14 protein-coding genes, 1 pseudogene and 1 CRISPR repeat array are annotated in these 22,321 nt (G+C 43.9%); all 15 genes and pseudogenes read right to left on the reverse strand.

Annotated elements, in window-relative coordinates; translation table 11 throughout:
• Positions 1–157: 157 nt before the first annotated feature.
• Positions 158–545, reverse strand: a pseudogene (locus IM462_RS17260) (transposase); the annotation flags it as partial.
• Between the two features lie 134 nt (positions 546–679).
• A complete protein-coding gene (locus IM462_RS17265) occupies positions 680–1,321 on the reverse strand; it encodes a TolC family protein (RefSeq protein WP_287701794.1) in 642 nt (213 codons plus the stop codon).
• Positions 1,278–2,798, reverse strand: coding sequence for a hypothetical protein (locus IM462_RS17270; protein WP_287701796.1), 1,521 nt, complete (start codon positions 2,796–2,798; stop codon positions 1,278–1,280). Before IM462_RS17270 ends, IM462_RS17265 begins: the two co-directional genes overlap by 44 nt.
• Positions 2,791–3,885: an ATP-binding protein gene (locus tag IM462_RS17275; protein WP_123230656.1), complete on the reverse strand. Its 1,095-nt coding sequence runs from the start codon at positions 3,883–3,885 to the stop codon at positions 2,791–2,793. Before IM462_RS17275 ends, IM462_RS17270 begins: the two co-directional genes overlap by 8 nt.
• Complete coding sequence (locus IM462_RS17280) at positions 3,875–4,930, reverse strand: metal-dependent hydrolase (RefSeq protein ID WP_287701798.1); 1,056 nt, start codon at positions 4,928–4,930, stop codon at positions 3,875–3,877. The genes IM462_RS17275 and IM462_RS17280 overlap by 11 nt, the downstream gene beginning before the upstream one ends.
• 210 nt (positions 4,931–5,140) lie before the next feature.
• On the reverse strand, positions 5,141–6,073 hold the full coding sequence (locus IM462_RS17285) for an ATP-binding protein (protein WP_287701800.1): 933 nt from the start codon (positions 6,071–6,073) through the stop codon (positions 5,141–5,143).
• Between the two features lie 435 nt (positions 6,074–6,508).
• A CRISPR array of direct repeats spans positions 6,509–10,750; the repeat unit is 37 nt; unit sequence GTTTCAATCCCTAGTAGGGTTTAAGATTAATTGGAAC.
• A gap of 233 nt (positions 10,751–10,983) precedes the next feature.
• On the reverse strand, positions 10,984–11,256 hold the full coding sequence (gene cas2, locus IM462_RS17290; RefSeq protein WP_287701802.1) for a CRISPR-associated endonuclease Cas2: 273 nt from the start codon (positions 11,254–11,256) through the stop codon (positions 10,984–10,986).
• Positions 11,257–11,568: 312 nt separating this feature from the next.
• Entirely contained in the window at positions 11,569–13,317 is a 1,749-nt protein-coding gene (gene c2c8 / locus IM462_RS17295; RefSeq protein WP_287701804.1) for a type V CRISPR-associated protein C2c8, read from the reverse strand.
• A 188-nt stretch (positions 13,318–13,505) separates the two neighbouring features.
• On the reverse strand, positions 13,506–14,339 hold the full coding sequence (cas6, locus tag IM462_RS17300; RefSeq protein ID WP_287701806.1) for a CRISPR-associated endoribonuclease Cas6: 834 nt from the start codon (positions 14,337–14,339) through the stop codon (positions 13,506–13,508).
• Positions 14,339–14,905, reverse strand: a complete 567-nt coding sequence (locus tag IM462_RS17305; RefSeq protein ID WP_287701808.1) for a Uma2 family endonuclease — start codon at positions 14,903–14,905, stop codon at positions 14,339–14,341. The genes cas6 and IM462_RS17305 overlap by 1 nt, the downstream gene beginning before the upstream one ends.
• A 40-nt stretch (positions 14,906–14,945) precedes the next feature.
• Complete coding sequence (gene cas3 / locus IM462_RS17310; protein WP_287701810.1) at positions 14,946–17,231, reverse strand: type I-D CRISPR-associated helicase Cas3'; 2,286 nt, start codon at positions 17,229–17,231, stop codon at positions 14,946–14,948.
• Positions 17,232–17,235: 4 nt separating this feature from the next.
• Complete coding sequence (gene cas5d, locus IM462_RS17315; RefSeq protein WP_069474924.1) at positions 17,236–18,015, reverse strand: type I-D CRISPR-associated protein Cas5/Csc1; 780 nt, start codon at positions 18,013–18,015, stop codon at positions 17,236–17,238.
• Positions 18,016–18,075: 60 nt separating this feature from the next.
• Complete coding sequence (gene cas7d / locus IM462_RS17320; RefSeq protein WP_287701813.1) at positions 18,076–19,104, reverse strand: type I-D CRISPR-associated protein Cas7/Csc2; 1,029 nt, start codon at positions 19,102–19,104, stop codon at positions 18,076–18,078.
• 31 nt (positions 19,105–19,135) lie between these two features.
• The gene (locus IM462_RS17325; protein ID WP_287701814.1) at positions 19,136–21,898 is read right to left on the reverse strand and encodes a hypothetical protein; all 2,763 of its coding nucleotides are present in this window, start codon (positions 21,896–21,898) and stop codon (positions 19,136–19,138) included.
• 96 nt (positions 21,899–21,994) lie between these two features.
• A complete protein-coding gene (locus IM462_RS17330; RefSeq protein WP_069474927.1) occupies positions 21,995–22,183 on the reverse strand; it encodes a hypothetical protein in 189 nt (62 codons plus the stop codon).
• Between the last annotated feature and the right edge of the window lie 138 nt (positions 22,184–22,321).

The following is a 22,321-nucleotide window of genomic DNA, read 5'->3' on the forward strand; positions in this document are numbered from 1 at the left end:
AACTATCAACAACTCATGCTTGTAAAGCTTGTACAATAGGGCTTTGAGTTTTTGTTAGATTGATATTTATCAACTTTAGAGCATTGCTGGACAGAGAGGGAGCTTGGGGAATTTTCTACAGTGTAAGTTCGGAAGAACCATTTTTCCTCGTCCAGCCGCGTAGGTATTCTTGATATTTTCCACAGTCAAGGGTAGTTTTGATAGATGGTTTCATGATTGAGCGATTCTTGACCAGCTTTTTTCAGACGACCTGCTATTTGTTCGGGACTATGATAATCTTTCAATCCTTCTTTTACCAACTCTAAGGCTGACTCGCTGACATTTTAAAAGGGTTGTTTGGCATTTTTTCGGCGTGTCTCGCTTTCAGCTTGTGCTGTGTCAGGTAGATAGCAGCCTAGGGAACTTTGATTCCTTCTTAATTCTCGTGATATCGTGCTTTGATAACATCCGAGCCAGACGGCCATTTGCCGTTGAGATAAATTCCCCTCCTGACTAAGTTGGTAGAGCAAGTTTCTTTGTTCTATGTTAAGATGTTGGTGGCTCATTTTGGGTCTGATTTGTTTTTGTTAATGATCAGACAGTACCTGATGAGCCTTTCTTTGTCAACTCTTGAGGTTGATGCGTTTCATTTTTGAATTGGCGCTTGTTGATCTTCTTTTCCCCTGAGAATATCAGCCCATTACCCAGTAGTTTCCCTAGTAGTTTCAGGAGTAGAAAACCCAGTCAGGGATAGAAGTTGTCGTTTGGTGGTTTCCCGTTCGAGACGGTAACGGTTCAACTGAATCTCTAACTGTTCTCGTTGGGCGATTCTTGTTAGATAGGTTTCGGTGGATGAACCGCCCAGACGGTAATCGATCTCGGTAATCCTGGTCAAGAGGTCGTGATTGGACAGTTGGGCTAATATCGCCCGTTCTCGATCGCCGGCGGTTTCGTAGGCGATCACCAGCGTCAAGACCTGTTCTCCCAGTTGAGAGCGTTTGGCAGCCCGTTGACGTTCCAATTCAGCCTTGGCCGCCTCTAGGTCGGCCGCCCTGATTTCGAGGTCGGTGATGGCCATCCTCTGCTGTTGTACCTGACCACCCCCAAAGATATTTTGCAGAATGGCGATCGGGTCGGTGGTGAGATAACCCGTCCATTGTCGGGCGTTGGCTTGGTCGATACGTTGTCCAGCCAACTGTAACCGGCGATCGATCAAGGCGATGCGTTCGTCGAGGGTCTGCAATTCAGGGGAACGTTCGATCGCCGCGTCGGTGAGGGTACGGAGACAATCGTTACCGCTATCGAGACAGGGAAGCGGAGCGGCCTTTAGGGGAGTCCACATCAACAGTAAGCTCGACAGTGAGAAGGCGATCATCCTGACCCTGCCATTTAAGCCGTTTGACCGTTCCGGGGTAGGGAGCCTTAACCGTAGCCAATTGAACCAGTGCATCGTCGATCTCCTGTATTCTCGTCCTGATCACCGCTTGGTTGTATTCCCGTTCCTGAAGTTGTGCGGCCCGAACTGCCCTCTGTTTCTCCACTTCCAGTTGTTGGTTCTGAAGGGTGATCGCCCGTCGGTTTTCTTCTAGAGCCAATTGGTATTCTTCCTGAAGACGCTTTTCCTTGGCGGTTGATAAAGCGGCACGGGCGATGTCCAGTTGTATTTTTGCCTGTTCCCGTTCCGTTTCCATTTGGGAGAGTTTCGCCCGTTCATGCTCGATGATTGTCTCCACGGATCCCCCCTGGCCTCCTTGATAAGGGGGTAAAGGTTGAGAGTCGATAGTAACAAAAGTGGGTAGGGAAGCGACATTAACGGGATCCCCCCTTAATCCCCCCTTGATAAGGGGGGCAGAGGGAAGGGCTAGTAATTGAGAAATTTTCTGTTTTTGTTGGGTTATTTTAGTCTCTATCTGTTGTAATTCTCCCGTTTTCAGGGTAATATGAGCAATTTCTTGCCTGTAGGAAACGGGGGGAAGTTTATTTAATGTTGGGGGTGGTGAAGGTAAGGTGAGTTCGGGGAGGGGAATCTGTAACTTTTTTAGGGAGAGTTCCAACTGTTGACGTTGGGTTTGGAGTCGTTGTCTCTCGGTAATGCGATCGCTTAGTATCTGACCCGCAACGATCCGAGAACCTTGTTTGACCCGCAGATCTGCGGGGGTGGTAAGGGTCAATCGGATTTTGATCTCTCTCGGTACGGTGGAGTGGGTTTTTTTCGGAGAGGATCCCCCCTTAATCCCCCCTTGATAAGGGGGGTAAGAGGTGGTAACGGGTGTAACGGGTGTGCTGGGGGTTTTTTGGGCGGTGGTGTAACTGCAACCGACTAGGGCGATGATGACGGCGGCGGCAACGGTCAGATAACGAAAGAAATCAGGACGGGGGGAATAGAATGGTTCTGGGACAATGGGGGAAGTATCGGCTTCTCTCAGGGCAACGCTCTCGCTTGTTTTCTCGCTGTGTTTCTCGATTCTGGGGACAATGGGGGAAGTATCGGCTTCTCTCAGGGTAAGCCCTTCGGCTTCTCTCAGGCCAGGCACTGAACTTTGTCTAAGTGTTTTTTGAGAAGCGATCGTTTCCAAAACGGTCGGGGTTTCCAAGACAGTTGGAATTTCTAAAACGGTCGGGATTTCCGAGACGGTTTCTCCCGTGCGTTCCCGTTTCCAGCGACTAATCAGCTTGCGGGAACAACCCTTACCCGTTTTCTCCCGTACCAACGAGATCAGACCTTCGTAGGTCGTACCAGCTGGTGCGTCGTCGAGGATAGCGAAAACCGTCTCAGTGCGTCGCTGGTGGGGTTTTGACCTAGAAAGAGTGCTAACCATCTTCTACCCTCCGGTGATAGGGAAAGATGCTGGTCACTTCTGCCTGTTTGCCGAAACGACATAGGGCGGTCAAGGGTACTAACTCGGCTACTTTTTTCTCGGCAAACCGAAATTTGGCGGCCACCCGCTTCACTTCCGATTGATCCACTGGCAAAACGATTTTGGTAGAGGAGTTACCGATCACGTCGTCGCTGAGATGTCGTTCCGATTGGGATGCCAACACCAAACCCAGCCCGTATTTACGACCGTCAGCGATGATGCGGTCACAGGCCCGACTTTTCCGCAATTCCTTAGCCTCATCGATGAATAGGTAGGTACGGGGTAGTTTCCCTTCGATTTCGCCGGTTAACCGGTGTTGGTTCATCAATTGCCAGGCCAAGGATTCAGCGGCAATCGCCCCGATCTCCGGCGGTAATTTCGAGAGGTCGATGCGGATATGTTTCTCGGTGAAGTCGGGTTGGGGACGGCAGAAGACACCGTAGGTGAAGGTGGCTATCAGTTTCAGTTTCAGTTTTTGGGATTCCTTACAGCCGCTCTCGACCCTCGACTCGATCTCCTGCTGCAAATCGGTAAAATTGGGCGCTTCCCTTGTCCAACTCGTCGGTTGTTCTTGGCTGATACCCCGCCGGTTGTAACAAAATTGCAATATTTCTAACAGTAAACCCTCCTGATTTGGTCCCAACTGTAAGGAGCGTTTGAGGGTGGTGGTAACGGCGATGGCCTGTAGATGAGGACCACCCCCTTCAGCATCGAGGTTGACAATCAGGGGATTGATGCCGTGAGAACTGGCCATGTGCAGGGGATAACAAGTTTCGCCGATAATCTCCTGATCACCGTGGAAATCGATGATAAATAACTGAATATCGGGATAGGTCTGTCGGAGAGAATAGGCGATCGCTTTGAGGGTCTGGGTTTTGCCACTACCGGATGCACCGATGGCGACGATGTGACCGTTGGGGAGATGACCCGGATTCCAATAACAGTTATCCCCCAGAAGGATGCCAGACGGTGGCGATGATTCGTCCGATGGGGAATTGGGGGCCCGTAAAACGGCGGTGGGTAGTGGTTTCTGCTGTTTATTGAACATTGACTATCCTAGCGATGAGATGACCTGAAACGCTGTATTCTCCCAACTTGTCGATCGCATACTGGGGACTAGCGGCGGTAAGTCGGGCGTAGGCGACGTTACCCGGTTGTAGGGTAATAGTATCGAAACGGTCGGCATGACTGGGCAAACTTAGACCCGAACCATCAGCAATGGTCAGCGTTCCCGTTAAATATACCCTGTTACCCTGAGCTGCGCCGAAGGGTTCCGTTAAATTAGCGAGCCTATCTAAATATTCATCTTCCAAGACAATATTTTCGATCTTTACTTGGACTGGCGCGACCCGTTCCACCCGAATGCGGGAGGCGATGATCTGAGATTCCTGACTCGAACCCAGTCGGTACAACGTTCCCCCTTCGTCCTTGACCAGCAGATCGCTAACGGTCAACGGTTCGATTACCTCGTAGGTGGCATCCACCGGCTGTTCGGTAATGGCATTTCTCCCTTGAACCCTAACCCGCAACAGATAGCGGGAAGCATCCTCGTTCACCGTCTCGATCGCTCCCGACGGCAAACCCAACGCCTGATTGAATCCGCGAATCAGACCGCCACCACTATTGATAGAAATACTCAGGATGGAGACGACCACAAGAATAAACAGCAGGAACCACTCCGCATTACTGCCCGTGGCCAACCTCAAACGGGGATTTCTGGGGATGATCATCCTTCCCCGACCGGGATAAAACGCCTGCACTCCCGACTTAGTAAAAACATCGGCAAACCAGCCGAAAAAGTAACCGAGAATCAGACCGTACCAGAGTTGACTATAACCTAGTAGGGCCAAGGGATAAGCCGCAAGGGTGACGACACCCGACGCAAAGAAACTGTGGGTTATGCCCCGGTGAACCGTTCTCTTTTCTAGCCAACTGCTGACGGGAAACAAGAGCCGTCCGAGCGAGCTTTTGCCCGTGTCAATATCTGGTAACAAGGCCGCCACCGCCGCTATGCCCAATATCTCCGGATTGGCGGTTCCCAACGTTATGCTCGTCAAAGCTACCGAAAAGGCTATATGAGTGACGCTCATCATATAAATTATGAGTTATAAATTATGAATTATAAATTGTGAATTATAGATTACAAGTTATAGTTTATCAGTTCTGAATTAGGAAGTGAGAATTGTAAATTTAATTAAATTATCGAGCGGCAAGGGTTGGTTTTTTGCTGTGATCGGTAATCGGTAAACTGACAAATAATAGCGGATAACTGATAACCGATAACTAACAACTGATCAATAAGATCAGCGTCCCAAACGGTTAGACTGTCGGGGTAAGGAATAAATCATCAACCTGACCATTCCCACCGCTACGGTCAGTATCCCTCCGATCAGATAAAGACTGGTGTTATTAAAACCGAGTCCCAAGAATCTGAGAATCATAAAGCACATGAGAACGGCAATTAGTAGGGGAGTACCGTCGATCCACTGGGTATGGTCGTAATTATTGCCCTCCAATCCTAAATATTCTTCCTTGACCACCCGTTTCGCTAACATGGGATTACCGATCGCCCGTTGTTGCCAATCGGCTAATTTACCCGGTGTCACCTGCAATCCCAAATCGTTTGCTTCCCCCTCCATGATTTCGCGGATCGCCCTTTCTGGTAAGGCTTCCAATTCGATGCGGGGAAGCTTCAAAAAAATATCTCGGGCAGGGGGGTAAGTAGCCAACAATAATATCGGCTGTCCCTGTAAATGCAGTTTTTCCAACCAGCAACGCAGAGAAACGGGGAACCTGTGGGCATTGTCCATGACCAGAAAAGCGACGTTACCCTCTAACCATTCGGCGATGGTTTCCTGTAACTGTTGTGCCGTCATCGGTTTGCCCTCTAGCGTCTCCGTATCTACCCCCAAATCCCCGGCGATTTCCAGAAGCATCTGTTTGACCGTGCCGATGGCAGGGGCAGCCACAGGAAACCCCCGCCCCCACAAGTCCTCGATCACCCGCTCCGCTAAAAAGGTCTTCCCCGCACCAGCTTCCCCCACCACCAACAAACTGGCATTGGCTAGTAGGGCAGCTACCACCCGCTCTTTTTCTGCTCCCCTATAGCAGGAGATTGAAAGGGAATCATCAACGGAACGGATCGACAAAGACTGACGCTCACCGTCCGCTCCAACCCCGTAGGTATAGACCCGCTCCTCCCCGTTAGCCAATCTCCTTCTGTGTCGCTCGATCATCGTTCCGATTCCCAGTTCCCTTTCTACTATAGTTCCCCTTCATCTTTACTAGGGGATAACTCTGTACTACTTTACTTCTGGTGAGAGAAAGTGAAGTATTGACCGCCATTCGTGGCATCCTAGAGATAGGTGGTAAACCTTGACAATTGCATTGATAATAATCGATGGTTTTGCTGGATTTACTCTATACATTCTCAAAAAGAGTGGGTAGTCGGTCGGAGAATCAATAGCGGGGTAATCATGGCAAAAGCAAAAAGTAATAGCGGACAATCTAAAGAACCGAAAAACTACAATCACGGTCAGACACATCCCCAACGTCCCGATATTGGAACCGAGCCGCATTTTACCTTGAAAAGCCTCTCAAGGTTTTAAACGAAAAAGATCCCCACGTCCCGATATTGGAACCGAGTCGCACTTTACCCTACCCTGGAAACAGTTTCAATCCCTATTAGGGTTTAAGATTATTTGGAACGGCAGCAACGAAATAAGCACAGTTCGCATCACCCAAGTTTCAATCCCTATTAGGGTTTAAGATTAATTGGAACAGTAGTCAGTTATCAGTATCAGTGGTCAATTACAAGTTTCAATCCCTATTAGGGTTTAAGATTAATTGGAACAATAAAAAACCCGCTCGGAGGCGGGCGTAAACAAGTTTCAATCCCTATTAGGGTTTAAGATTATTTGGAACACGGATCAAGATAAGAAGGCAGATTTTATATGGCGACGTTTCAATCCCTAGTAGGGTTTAAGATTAATTGGAACGCGATTGCGGCGGTTGATGCCACTTCGATTACTTTGTTTCAATCCCTAGTAGGGTTTAAGATTAATTGGAACCCGCAATCAAATCAATCCAAAAATCCGAGATCATCTGTTTCAATCCCTAGTAGGGTTTAAGATTAATTGGAACACCTACACCTTAATAAGGTTGATTCCTTTGCCAGTTTCAATCCCTAGTAGGGTTTAAGATTAATTGGAACCCCTTATCTCCCTTATCACCTTTTAAGCCTTGTAGTTTCAATCCCTAGTAGGGTTTAAGATTAATTGGAACCCTGTGGTGGTGGTTATAATATCACAATTTTTCCGTTTCAATCCCTAGTAGGGTTTAAGATTAATTGGAACTTTTGTCAAGCTATTAACAGGCAGCGAATTGTCAGTTTCAATCCCTAGTAGGGTTTAAGATTAATTGGAACCTGATTTGTGCGAACCGAAGAGTGACTGATGTAATGTTTCAATCCCTAGTAGGGTTTAAGATTAATTGGAACCAGCCGCAAACCATTGGCGGGAATCGCTGTTAGGATTTTGAGGTTTCAATCCCTAGTAGGGTTTAAGATTAATTGGAACGAAAATTGTTAGTGGCGGTTCCCATCCGACCCAAAGTTTCAATCCCTAGTAGGGTTTAAGATTAATTGGAACGTGAGGAAAATCAATCCACAGCCCACCCCAGTGAAGTTTCAATCCCTAGTAGGGTTTAAGATTAATTGGAACTATACCAATATCGATTATCATCTCCAAAGTAATTTAAGTTTCAATCCCTAGTAGGGTTTAAGATTAATTGGAACTATCTGAGAGGCTATCAAGGGTAGAATCAAGGTTAGATGATGTTTCAATCCCTAGTAGGGTTTAAGATTAATTGGAACAAGGATTATCAAGCCTCTAGATTTGTGACTTACAAGGTTTCAATCCCTAGTAGGGTTTAAGATTAATTGGAACCTCCTGAGAGGAGTTAAGCATAGTGCCGTTAAGTTTCAATCCCTAGTAGGGTTTAAGATTAATTGGAACCTAAAGGTTTTTTGGGATACCAGTCTCTACATCAGGTTTCAATCCCTAGTAGGGTTTAAGATTAATTGGAACCCGTGTATCCCTTGAAGTATGGGGAGAAGGTCAAATGTTTCAATCCCTAGTAGGGTTTAAGATTAATTGGAACGAATTGCAAACGATACCTTAGAGCCAGGATTTATGTTTCAATCCCTAGTAGGGTTTAAGATTAATTGGAACCTTCACGGCTCTCTTGATTTAGTTGAAAATCTTTGTTTCAATCCCTAGTAGGGTTTAAGATTAATTGGAACCTGATTAGTAACTAATTGTCACAGACTATCCGAAGTTTCAATCCCTAGTAGGGTTTAAGATTAATTGGAACGTTCGGTATCAGGTATTAAACCAGCCGTTAGGGCGTTTCAATCCCTAGTAGGGTTTAAGATTAATTGGAACCTGATTTTGTCTCTTGAATTTGTACTCATTCTGTGTTTCAATCCCTAGTAGGGTTTAAGATTAATTGGAACCTGTTAATACTTCCCCCCTTCCCCCCAATCAGGAGTTTCAATCCCTAGTAGGGTTTAAGATTAATTGGAACCATCCTCTGGATCGATGCCAACTATCGAATTTAGTTTCAATCCCTAGTAGGGTTTAAGATTAATTGGAACTCCGTGGCTCTATCGAGTTTCGAGCGTTTAATCGTGTTTCAATCCCTAGTAGGGTTTAAGATTAATTGGAACCCGAGATTGGTTAAGGCTTCATTTTCGACTAAGGAAGTTTCAATCCCTAGTAGGGTTTAAGATTAATTGGAACTTTTTTCTGGGTCTGGTCCTTTTCAATTTAGTATCGTTTCAATCCCTAGTAGGGTTTAAGATTAATTGGAACTCGTTCATGAAGGGTATCAGATAGAGCGTAACGATGGGTTTCAATCCCTAGTAGGGTTTAAGATTAATTGGAACACGCTTCTCGCTATCTTCGACAATTTAATTCTGGTTTCAATCCCTAGTAGGGTTTAAGATTAATTGGAACAGTAGCGACTACGTTGTGGTTCGCACCAAAACCACGTTTCAATCCCTAGTAGGGTTTAAGATTAATTGGAACGTGAGTCGCTTCTGTAAATCCAAAAACCAAGACCTGATGATGTTTCAATCCCTAGTAGGGTTTAAGATTAATTGGAACCATTTCTTGCTTTACTCCCAATAGTTTTTACTGATGTTTCAATCCCTAGTAGGGTTTAAGATTAATTGGAACTGTCATTTTTTTACTCCTAAATAATTGTTATTTGTTTCAATCCCTAATAGGGTTTAAGATTAATTGGAACTGTACCTTACCTGCCGTGGTTTCGGTTGCATCTGGGATTCCAGGTTTCAATCCCTAATAGGGTTTAAGATTAATTGGAACAACTATATGGTAAACCGTAATCTAATTTATCATCTGTTTCAATCCCTAATAGGGTTTAAGATTAATTGGAACTTCTAGAGTAAGAGTGCGAGTTTTAGGCAATTTTTTAAAGCCGTTTCAATCCCTAGTAGGGTTTAAGATTAATTGGAACGCGATTGCGGCGGTTGATGCCACTTCGATTACTTTGTTTCAATCCCTAGTAGGGTTTAAGATTAATTGGAACCGGTATTAATGATTAACTCAATACCATCGTGATCAAGTTTCAATCCCTAGTAGGGTTTAAGATTAATTGGAACAAGCTTTCAATAGCAGGTTCGACTCCTGTACCCGTTTCAATCCCTAGTAGGGTTTAAGATTAATTGGAACGAACTTCGATCGCAAATAAATATTTTAATTCGCAGTTTCAATCCCTAGTAGGGTTTAAGATTAATTGGAACTTCATAGTAATCATCACTAGAATCGCAACTAACAAGTTTCAATCCCTAGTAGGGTTTAAGATTAATTGGAACTCAAATTCGCTGTTAACTTCAACGGTCAAAAGATGTTTCAATCCCTAGTAGGGTTTAAGATTAATTGGAACAACTCAAATTTTGCCTACTCTTAATCTAATAAATGTTTCAATCCCTAGTAGGGTTTAAGATTAATTGGAACTATTGGTAAATCTCAGGAAATACTAAATGAAATTTTGTTTCAATCCCTAGTAGGGTTTAAGATTAATTGGAACTTGGTAAATCTCAGGAAATACTAAATGAAATTTTGTTTCAATCCCTAGTAGGGTTTAAGATTAATTGGAACTTGGGTTCTCTCCGCTTTTTCCAATTACTTCTACGTCGTTTCAATCCCTAGTAGGGTTTAAGATTAATTGGAACCAAGCTAAATCCCTGCCCCCATTGCGGCAATGCCGTTTCAATCCCTAGTAGGGTTTAAGATTAATTGGAACCAGTTATTAACTGGAAGTTAAAAGTAACTTATCAAGTTTCAATCCCTAGTAGGGTTTAAGATTAATTGGAACGAATGTCATCGGCTGTTACTTCGGCTCTCTCTAATGTTTCAATCCCTAGTAGGGTTTAAGATTAATTGGAACACTGTTTCTAACTCTGGTGCGACTTGGACTATCGTTTCAATCCCTAGTAGGGTTTAAGATTAATTGGAACAAGTAATTTTACGTCGTCAATCGAATCCATAGAAAAGGTTTCAATCCCTAGTAGGGTTTAAGATTAATTGGAACCTTTAGCCGTTCCCTCAACCTTGTCAACTTTGTGGGAATACGTTTCAATCCCTAGTAGGGTTTAAGATTAATTGGAACAGTTTGCTATTTACTTTTCCTGCTGTTTACTGGGTGTTTCAATCCCTAGTAGGGTTTAAGATTAATTGGAACGAACAGGCGGGGTCGCGGCTTAAGAATTTGGAGACGGGTTTCAATCCCTAGTAGGGTTTAAGATTAATTGGAACTTGAAATTTATTATTTCTGGCACTTTGGTAGGGCGGTTTCAATCCCTAGTAGGGTTTAAGATTAATTGGAACCGCCCAGTGGTAAAAGCTATACGCTATGGGATTTTCAAGGTTCGTATGCGCCGCACCCGCAATAAACCAATCATACAGCAAGTGACCCAGTTCTTCAAGACCCCGCAAAACCTTACGGGATAAGGTGCGCCCCGCGTTGGAAAGGAAAATCATCTCGAATCTATATTCCATAAGCTTTTCAGCCACCACATAATAGTTAAGAATTTTTACAGCTACCCGGAAGCGCAACCGAGCTAAACAAAAAAAATTGTATTATCTCGGGGTAACTTACCACCGATACGTTCCACTTTACCCCGACAACAGGCGCAGAGAAAATAAAAGCGGATGCTATCGGTATCAGGTTTGATCAACTTACTCAAGCGCCCGCGCAGCTTGGCGTACTGGGTATCGGTTAGATCGCACTCAAAAACACTATACTGCACCCGTTGGCCGTAGGACTTTAACGTATTGTGAATTTTGGTTCGTCGCTTATCGTCGGAAATGTCGTAACTGACAACAAAATACATGACCGCCTCTACCTACTTTAAAATCAAGGGTGGATACTTATCCGTCTCGTCCATGAGATATTTCGCCATCAGTCGGGCCTGAATCTCGAAAGCTTCTTGATAAGTACACTGTTTACCCATTACCGGATGCTTAAACTTGGATTGTTTCTTCTGTTCGTACAAGCGCAGGAAAATCTGTGTTTCAATCCTTAGTAAGGCTTAAGCTTAATTGCTTCCCATCTTCCTTTAGCCCTTGATGTAAAAGGGTTTCAGGTAAGGATTGCGCCCCATTCGCTAAAATTCAGTTTTCAAGGTTCTGCTCGGTCTAAAAAATCAGTCTAGTAAATCCCAGATCGTAAGCTGGTCGGGGTTTTCGGGGATTGCGCCCCGCGATTTTTTAGGCTTTCGCTTGGATCCCTTATCAGATAAGGCTTTTGGTTTGTTTTTGCCGTGGCTATCCCCGCACGGCTGAGGTGGGGCGGAAGAAAAAATAAGGGATTGCGAGCCATTCTCGGGCTGAGTGGGGGTGCGATTCCCTTCCTGCTTCATCTGCTTACTAATCGAGTGTTCGGCATTCTCTATCGGCGCATCCCCGATAGACTCTTGATTTGCATCAAGATCAGGCGTAAATTCCCCTGCTAAACCAGGGTATTTTCCAATCATAGAGACGGGAAACTTGTATAAAGAGCCGATGGCTCTCAAAAACTCATCTCGTAAGCCACGGATCAAAATATTTGCGGCGGCATTCTGATCGGCGTGGGCTTCGTAACCACAGCTAACACATTTAAACTTCGATTGACTGACACGGTTAGCTTTATCAATATTACCACAATTGGGACAAGTTTGTGAAGTATGTTTAGGATTAACTCGGATTATTTTTCTGCCACGTTCGTTAGCTTTATTTTCAATAAATGTGCGAAGTTGACCAATAGCATTATCAAGTAATGCCTTATTTAATCCAGACTTTCTTTTTTTGCCATTTTGTTTATAGCCATCGCCGTCTTCTCTTTCTTTAGGTTTTGCGGCGGCTGTCATGTTTTTTAAGTTTAAATCTTCTAAAATAACTGATTGATATTCGCTGGTTATTTTATGGGCTAATTGAGCATTTCTCCCTTTTCGCTGACGAGCAATTTTCTCGTGAACACGAGCAAGTTTAGCGTAGGTTTTACGCTGATTATTAGAGCCATCTTTTTGTCTAGAAGCTTGACGCTGTAATCGGTTAAGTCGCTTTTTCTGAATTTTTGCGTAGCGTTTAGCTTCTGATTGTCTTCCTAAATCATCGGTAAATATTGCCACAGCACCCATATCTAAACCAACACATTTATCGGATTCTTTATAGATCGTGTCGTCAGTTTCAACGGTTAACTGTAGATAATATCCCGTCGCTTTACGAGTAATTTTAGCCATTCGGGGAGCTTTCCCTTGCAATCGATCGAGTCCCCGCACTTTTAATAATCCTATCTTTGAAGAAACGATAACCCCATTAGATTTAATTTTTATAGTATCAGGTTGACCATTAACAAGAGTCTCCACTTTATCCCGTCTTCCTTTGAATCTGGGAATCCCCCGAATGCCTTTTTTAGCGGCATCATAAGCGGTTTTAATCACACTTTTAAAAAAGCCTTTTTTAAACTCTGTTTCAATTTCACCGATAAATTTTGCCGTATTTTCTCGAAAGTAAAAAGCAAGTTTCTTTCTGTTGAGATAATTAACAGCATCCTTGTCAATATTTTCGGCATTCATAAAACGACGAATAGGAATAGAATTTAAAGGAGTGTATTCTTTTCCGTTACTTGTCTTTTTAAAATAGGCGATTTTACAGCAAGGATTGCCGATTAAAAGCTTTTTCTCTTTATCTTTAAGGGTTTTAAACTCTTTTTCGTCGTAATCCCCAGAATAACTTAACCCCCATATTTCAGGGCTAAACTCATCAAATTTATGTTTTTTGCGATAATATCTTTGTTTTGATTCTTCCTTAAGTGCGATCGAAAGATTCCAGAGCAACTTACACGCAGCCAAAGACTGATCAATTTTGCTGACCTGTTCTTCGGTGGGATGAATTTTAAACTCTAGGACTTTCATGTTAGGCTCAAAAATCAAATACTTTTATACTAGCTTTAGTTTAGAGCTATGTCAAATAACAAATTCTGCATTCTAAGGGCAAGGCCTATGAACGAGTTAAAAATGCTTGAAAACTATTTCCAGAAGACGAAAAGGACTAAAACCGACGTTGAGGGCGGCGATCGGTATGTAATCAGATTCATCCATAGCTATCTTTTCTCCTTAGCAATTCTGCGAGTCATCCCCATCCCCATGGTGGTTTTCCGTCCCACTCCCGCATAGAGGGCAAAATCCGCCAGTGCATTAATCGCTTTAATCTTTGCGGGTTCCACCTCTCCCAAAAGACGATAGTGAATCTCGCCTACACAACCGATCGACTGGTTTTTATAGGCTTCGTCGGCTAATTTCGTTTGAATATCGAAGAAACTGGGGAAAATCGACTCTAGGGCGATGGAATCGAAGGGGATACCGCTATAGCGATTCCAACGACCAAGAAGGCTATTAAACACCAGTTCCCGCGTCGGTAAGGCACTATCGAATTTTCCCTGCCGGAAGGTGACGGGGGTAGCAAAAAGGAAATCAAATTCCCGATTCGTTTCCGAGGCGTTTTCATACAGGTATTGATAAGTACAAGAGTTCGCCCAGAATTGAACCGATTGCGGGGTGGCGAGGACGCTAGTGATGACGAGATCGGCGGAACCGAGATGCCAGGGTTGTTTTGGATTGAGATTCAACCAGAGTGAGGTTAATTTACCGAATAATCGGTCATCGAGCAGAGAAATCCGCCACCAGCAGGGAGTTTCGGGCGCGATCTCCCGTTCGTGTCGCCACTGCGGGGAATTTATCGTTTTTCCCCTAGACTGCATCTGTAGTGGCGATAAGGTAAAAGCTTTATCCGCCTCCGATGCGTGTAGAATGTTCCCTAATTCCTGATCGACACTACTGACAAGGGTAAGAAATAGCGCGTGAAGGTGTCGTCCGGTGAGAAAATTCGGATAGATCGGCGATCGAGGTGTGAGATTGAGAACGAGACTGTAGGGCATTAACTTAATCGGGCTTTGGCGAAAATTTGTCCGGGAGTTAGGGTTAAATCGGGGAGGAGAATATCGCTAATTTCGTCATCGCCTTTTTTAATCGCTGGGGGTGCGTCGGGATAGAAAATCGTGATCTGCTTGGCCCGGGGATCGACGATCCAGACGCGACTGACTCCCGCTTTTAGGTAGTTTACGGCTTTTTCGCTCAGGCTGCTGAAAGATTGTTCCGGAGAGATAATTTCGATGACTAATTCCGGGGGAACGGGACAAGCTTCATCGGTGAGGGGAATATCTCCTAACCTTTCCGGGGAAATGTAGAGAAGATCGGGAACCGGACACCAATCTCGATCGTTTTTGCTGAGAATGATCGCCCATTCGATTCCCACTTCTCCCCGTCCTTGATTCCAGCGATCGAGTACGAGAAATAAAGCACCAGTTAAACGAGAATGAAAGAATTTCGGTGACATTTTTGGGATCGCTTCTCCATCGACTAATTCATAGGTAATATCGCCATCGGGATCGGTTAGCGAGAGAAATTCCGGTAAAGTGAGGGATTTAGATGTAACGCTAGTCATAACAAATATTCTCCAGCCTGCTGTAAGTTTTACGCTATTTTTAAGCTATGTAAAAGTCCTCGCCATCTGGTAGTTTTAATCTTCTTCCACTGGAAGCGATCGCTAATATACCAGATAAACTCGGAAAAAAAGTAAACTCCTTCGGTCTAGGTTGTTCAGCAAAATGAACGTACATCGGAAATATTGTTAGCCCTTGTTTTCTAAGCTGAATAATTGTACCCTGATTTTCTTGCGTAGATACAATTACTCCCGATACGAATTGTTGCCTTAGTTGTTGTAATGAGGGAGTTGGAATTTTTGCGCCTCTTAGCCATCTTTCAAGGTTACAGTCCTCAAAAGCCATTAATCGATTCAGCTTATTTTGTTTAAATTTCTCCAATGAATCTTGATTATATAGAATAAATTTAAGCTCATAAGGTTTATCTACTCGTCTCTTAAGTTCAATTTTCTCTCCATCGGTAGCGAAATCATAATACCTAAGTAAATGAATAGGATCGATAATAGTTTCTTCGGATTCATCGAGCAAAAGATTAAAGCGATCAACAACCTTAATGTTGTCAAAAAGACTATCTCGGAATTGAAATATAGGCTGATAGGTGGCATACCACATCCTAGCGAAACCCTTCAAACTCTCGAAATTTTCTGGGTATTTTTTAAACATATCTTCATAATATTTAATTTTATTCTGATCGGCTTCTATTTCTTTCAAATATTCAGGATAATAACATTTAAAGAAAGTTTTAATCAGCGCTTGACCTCCCTTACTAAATTTCCAATCACTTTTTAGTTTTTTAATAGAAATATCTTTAATCTTCTCCGCACCAGTAAAAACACGCATTCGAGACCGATAGTAACTCCAGTCTTTTGTGCCTCCTAAGATACACCGCATTGTTTGATATAACTCTTCAATAACGCTAATTTGGGGTAAATCTGTCAAAAGATCTTCTAACTCGGATAAAGGACGAGCTATCTCTAAAGAAGCTTCGGAACGCCAGTAAATACTTAAAAAAGGACGATCTAAGCAAGATAAACTTTCTAGCATCTTTCTCAATGACTCTCGACCACCTGATCGATCTAGTTCGAGAATTCCCTCTTCCCAAGCTTTCGGATCTATATAGGCGATCGCTTCCGACGGGATATCTGTAATCTTGCGCCCTAATACTCTGCCAACTCTTCCTAATCTTTGCCAGAAAGAATGACGATCCTTCGCAGAAAAAATTAACCAATCTAAAGTTTGTCGGGTTGGGACTGGATTTTTCTCGAAGTTAAAACCCACATCTACAGTGCTGGTTGCGAGAATAATCGGTTTTTGAACTGCTAAAAGTCTATCCTTTTGAGGTGTCGATCCGTGTATTCTTCCGTAACCCTCTTTTAATCCTCGTTCCGTCAGCAAATCGGCCAACCGATTAATGTGATCTTTAGAGTCGAGAATAACTGCACCATTGTCATTGGGATTCGCTAGATATTTTTCCTTGACTTCATCCGCGATTTGTAATAAATATTCGTCTCGTTCAATTTTCGGACGAATTTCTAGAGCCACTTTGGTCTGCGAAGGAACTTGATTACTATGGTTACTCTCCCCGTCAATTTGCGCAATTCTGATTCCCGCTCTTTCTAAAGTGTTAAAAGCTTCATCGCAGGCTTTCTCTGGAGTCGCAGTTAGGATAACGATTTTCCGATCATGCTGGAAATAGCCTAAAACCTTTGAGTAAGCGATAAAAAACAACAAACTAACTAACTGTTTAGCACTATACAGATGAAATTCATCAAATATAATTGTAGAAAATCTGCTATAAAACTCACTAGCTATGTTAGATTTATCTAAGCTATTATAAGCCCAAAACGTAGCATAATAAAAAATATCAGGGTTTGTAACTAAGAAAAGTGGTCTATTTGCTCCTACTTCGGGAAAAATCGTAGCGGGATTCTGAAGGAGATTATAGAGCTTTTCTCCCGATCGTTTGCCTACCCGATCATCTGACCATCCCTGAATTTCCTTGGCCGATGCGGCCTTGACAACGTGCGTTAATTTAGCATCCCTCACAAAAGCCTCGGCCGCTTCCGCTTGTTGGGTGACAAGCGCGTTAGTCGGAGCGATATAAATCGCAGTTTGATTGGGATTATGTAAAAGAACCGTAAAACCCGCTTTTGTTTTTCCAGTTCCAGTTGGTGCTAGATCGAGAATTAAATCGTGATTGCGGGATTTTTCATACACTTCTACCTGATGTTGTAGGGCTGGTTTCATAAAATGGAGTTTATCAGGAAGAGAATCACAAACCGCAATACTTTTTGGCTCTAGCCATATATTTAAAAATTGATTATCCATAATTTCACCCTCCGCAGAATTTTAAATAAGCGGGAACAATCGATTCACCTATCTGCCAAGCTTCTCCTTGAAAGTGAAGATTTTTGAAAAGGGAGACTGGCGGAATTGCAATTAGATCGAACGATAAAAAATTTACACTAGCGGGTATATCAGCAGTATTGAGGTAGATATGACTACGATATTCCCCGTTGGGTAATAGAATAACTCTATTTTCGGAAAGGATGGTTACTTTCACTTTACTGGTGAATTTGCCTAAGCGAATATATTCGGGCAATTCTCTATTTCCGAACACTAAAGTTTGAAAACGACTTCCTCGTTCTATTATCCGTAGTCGTCCCGTTTGAGGAAAATTGCTCGGTCGAAAGGTATTCGGCTTTTTCCCGGAGCGTTTGATCGGTAAGTCTTCACGGGCGATCGCCACACGATTATTCGTCATCGCATACCAGTAACTATCGGACAGTGCGTTAAAACGTTCAAATCGAAAAGATGTCCGATCATTTTTCGGCCACGCGGGCAAAATGTAACTATCTAAAGGCGATAGGTCTTCCCGGTATCTCGGTCTACAGGTTGCGGTTCCCGTCAGACGGTAGGGAGAACGCGCCCAACCAAACGCATAAGCGAGTGCGTAGTTACCGATCGCTCCCTCGGTATAGTAGGTGTCGGATAACTCTCTAGAGGCGAAAAAAACGGGTTCGGCACACCAAAGCTCGATCAGCCTCGCACTTTCGTAAATTGTCTTTTTCGGTTCCGCTAGGGACGGGAGAGGTAATTCAAGTTGTTGCATAAAATTCGATTTTGAGATGAAGGGTTAGAAAAATTTTCGATCCTCTAACCCGTGAACGATTTACAGCGAAGCGGACGAAGTATCCTTTTTGCCTTTTCCCTTTTTGCCAACTTCTTCAGAACGAGGTTTACGGAAAGAAGCGTAGGATTCATCGAGACGTTTTAAAAAGGTTTCCTGATCGTCCAAAGACCAATGGCGATCAATATCCAAGATCAACTCAGCTAACTCTTCCTCCGATAATTGCATAGAAATACCTCGCTTATTTGTCCACGGAGCGATCGCGGATTTGACGGCGGTAGTTAGCTCCTCGGTGTTAAAAGGATGTTCCAATAGCTTTTCAGGCGCTCCCAGCAAGTCGTAAACAGACTGCACCAATTCTAGAGAACTGGGTAATTCCGCCATTCCGCCGAAAACCCCGATAATTTCATTATCCATCCGTCCTAATCGACTTGAAACCGCGCCGTAACGGGTCGTCATAAGAATATTTCCGACCGTGTAGCGTAACTCGTCGGCCGTAACATCTTTTAGAGTGACGATATCGAGGAAATGAACCCCCGGTTTAATGTACTCACTCGTGTTCAAAGCGGTAGAAGCGGTTCCTTTTTCATCACGCATCGTGCCATTCTCGAAAATAGCGTTGATCGTCCGCTCCCCGATTAATTCGGTACTCGATAAAACACTAAACGCGTCTTCTGTCCAAACCCGACTTTTCTGAGCGCCTTCACCCCCCGCAGCGAAACCGTACAGGAAACAATCGATACAGCATTCACAGGGCGCGTTCGTGTTTAAAGAACAAACTGTGCCGCCCTTGGGCGCGTTATACAGTAGGTTATTTGCTCTTAAAAATTCCCGTCCCCGCCGTCTTTCTGGGGCGATCTGTTTACGTTTTGTCATAACCAAACGGGGGATAATTGTCGGATCGTTGATTCCCGCTTGTACGAATTCACCACACATCGGCTCTCCAGACCCTTCGGTGCGGAAGATCGTTTCGGAGCGAGTAGTTCTTAAAACAACTAGCCCGATCGTTCTGCCTTTGGGGAAGTTCTCGTAAGCGGGCGCAAGAAAGGGGGTTAATTTTTCGATAGTCATAGAATCGTTTTCCTGAATATTCGTGGATTATTTATTGCTCGTTAGTTTCTGCGGCAGTTGGGGGTTGATTTTTCGATTCTTCCTTGATCCGTTGCCTGGCTTCCTGTAGGAAGAAAAGATATGCGGCTTCTAGTGTTTTTTTATCGGCTAGAAGTTTTTCGGGGCGGGATTGATAAACTTCCTCGAAAAGTTGTCTCAATACCTCGTAATACCGCTTGATCTGTTCGTATTTAGTTGCACCGACACCGTGTTCGCGGATGCGATCAAGTCGGTTGTGATAATTCTGCACTAACGCACCGAAAACCACATCCCAGGACAGATGGGCTTTGCGAGAACGAATCGCAGTAATAAATTCGGTAAACGGTTCCGCTTGCGAGGTTCGACGGAAAGAACTCCCCCGTAAGACCGCTTCTTCGGCAATACTAGCCGCTTCTTTAAGATAGCGACTTAATAGATCATGTTCATCCTTCATGGAACTCTCCAGTAAAATATTCAAGGGTTGAGAAATCTGGTGCCAAAAATACTCTAAATTCGGATCATCATGTTCTCGTAATAACCAACGAAGAATAACATAGTAAAGTTCGATCGGTCTTCTTAGCGATCGAGCGAGGTCGTAAAGGCAATCATCTTTCTTTTGAAGACTAGCAATTGTTATCGCTAATTTACCCAAACATCTTAATCGAGTTAAAATTTCCTCGGCGATTTCTTCGGGTCTTAAAGTTTTTGGCTTACTGTGACCGCTCCGCCGATATTGACCGTTTCCTAGTAACGGTTGCAAAGTAGAGGGAATCCCCTCAACTCTTCCATAAAAATTATTCCATGATTCCACCTCCAAATTACTACTGACTACAAAAGGAAACCCGAAATCCGTTGCAAGAGACAAATCTAAGGCCAAGTGAATTGTTTTCAATAAGGCTATTGAATTATTCACATCACCCCATAAAATTGGGATAATTACGGTCGATTGGATAAACTCAGGACGTTTAGGAAAAGCCAAACCGACTACTTTGTTCAATTTGAACTCGATACCCAATTCATCGATCGATCGAGGTTTGTAAATTAACTGTTCGTTATCGACTTTATAGAACTTGAGTTCATCGATTGTGACCGTTCCTCCCTCGCCTATCGCCGCTTTCTCCTCTAAAAATCGTCTCCAAAAGCTCAATAGATCGGGACTAGACCCTTTCGGTAAAGCAAAATGAAGATAAAGCGGTTCTTGCTTACTAGCGGCGGGAAAAGATGCGCCGACAGCCATTAATTTATAGGCGAGAGAAGCCATTGTATCTGCTTGTCTTTTCGGTTCCGCACTCATTCCCCCAGGGAGACGATTGGAAAAAGATTGAACTTTTGTCTCTGGGGGCATATTATTCGACATTAGTTCTTCAATCTGTTTCGATGTGCTACCGAGGGAGGAACGTTGTCGGGGATTTGCTTCGATATAAGCGTCAAGCTCGTCTTTTGCCCGCCAAGTTCTCGCATTAGGGAAATTCAGCCATTGAGAAACTACCGCTATCATTTCTTCGGATACTTCCAAATCCGAGTCCTGGAGGTTTGTTGCCAAACGTAGTTGAAAAGATTCCCTTAAAGCCTCTTGAATCCCTTCCATTCCCCTCTCTGCGGATTTAGCTGCGAACAGACAACGGCCGTATTGAGAATTAAAAGGTTCGAGTGCGATCCTTTGTTCTTTCGATAGTCCAGTGCGCTCGCCAATCCTCTCCCAACCTTCCTGCGGATTTATACCAGCCCCTCGATAACTCAGGTAAGCGGCCTTCAGACCTTCAGAAATGGCGAAATCGTCGGCAGTGGCAATCGGTAATAATCCAACCGCTTCGGCTTCTCGAACCGCTTTCTCTCCCGCTATTCCCGCGTATTTGCTAACATCTTGTTGAATTTTATCGGATTTGATGCCCGCTTTCTTTTTTTCTAACAATGCAATAACACAACCGAGGGTTTCCTCTGGATTTTGTTGGATCGCTTGAAGCTCGATTTTAATCCCGTCTTTCGTCGGATGGACAAGTTGTTCGATATTGTTACCGAACACCCGATCGATTCTATTTTGCCAAGCGATCGCTATCTCTTCCGTCAGATCTCGATCAGGGAATTTATCACCTAAAAATAGCTGTCCGTCGGGATAAATAGCTAAAGACTGTAAGCCATATTTCATCAACACTTCTTCGCAGGCTCCCAACAAAAGCGAGGTTAAATACCCTTTATCCTCCGATAAGCAAACACGAAATAATTGACAGGGACGGCCGAGAGCGATCGTTAATTCGTTCTCGACCTTACGAAGACGTTTTTCTTCCCCTATCCCCAAGTCGAATAGATCAGCCCCGATCAACATGGCCGCCCATTTTTTAATATTTCCATCTTCTGGAAAAAATCTCATTCCATCGCTGGCACTATGACCGGAATGACGCTCGATTAATCTTCTGACTAGCTCGTAATCCTCTTCGGTTTTCACCAGAGCCGATACACCGGCTAACTCCAACTGTTCCTGTAAAAAAGCCCGATCTCTCGCCAGTTTCTTAACACTACGTCCTGATTCATCTAATTTATTTAAATCATGGGTCACTCCGACGGCTAAAATTATCCCTCGTTTTTCTTCTGGCACTCCTGCGATACGGGTGATGGTTAAAAGAAATTGACAGACAGAATCTAAATGCTCTGCTAGGCTTGTTCCCTTTCTAACCCCATATTGGTAATGGGACGCGTGTAGCTTGTAAAGCTGGGGACGGATTTTTAGAAAATACCTTTCTTCTAAGGTTGGTTGGCACTCGTCTGTTATGAACATCATATTGTTCGCTCATCTCGCAATCGAATACAAGAGGTGATCAGTATAGGGGGAGACAATCCCCCATACGGCATGGATTCACGGAGCGATCGCTCTAAGCTACGCTTTTAGTCGCCACTCGTAGCGCTTTCTTTCGATATGACGTTGCTCGAATTGATGACCTCGTTTTTTCAGAACGTGCATCGTTGCCGAAAAGCGATGGCTAATTTTTTCCGCTAGTTCTTGGCTAGAGTGCCAGCCTCCATCGGACATCAATCTCAGTAAACGATCGGATAAGTTATCACTCATAAGACCTCTTGCATAAATCCGAAAACAAACGATAGAAACAATAATGGGAGGGACTTTCAGTTAATTATTTATTAGTAGTTGATAATCTTCAAAAATGTTGCTGTACAAGGATCGACTTAAGACTTTTGCAAGAGGTCT

It is taken from the genome of Microcystis sp. M144S2 (genome assembly GCF_020246065.1).
GTDB classification, from domain to species: Bacteria; Cyanobacteriota; Cyanobacteriia; order Cyanobacteriales; family Microcystaceae; genus Microcystis; species Microcystis ichthyoblabe_A.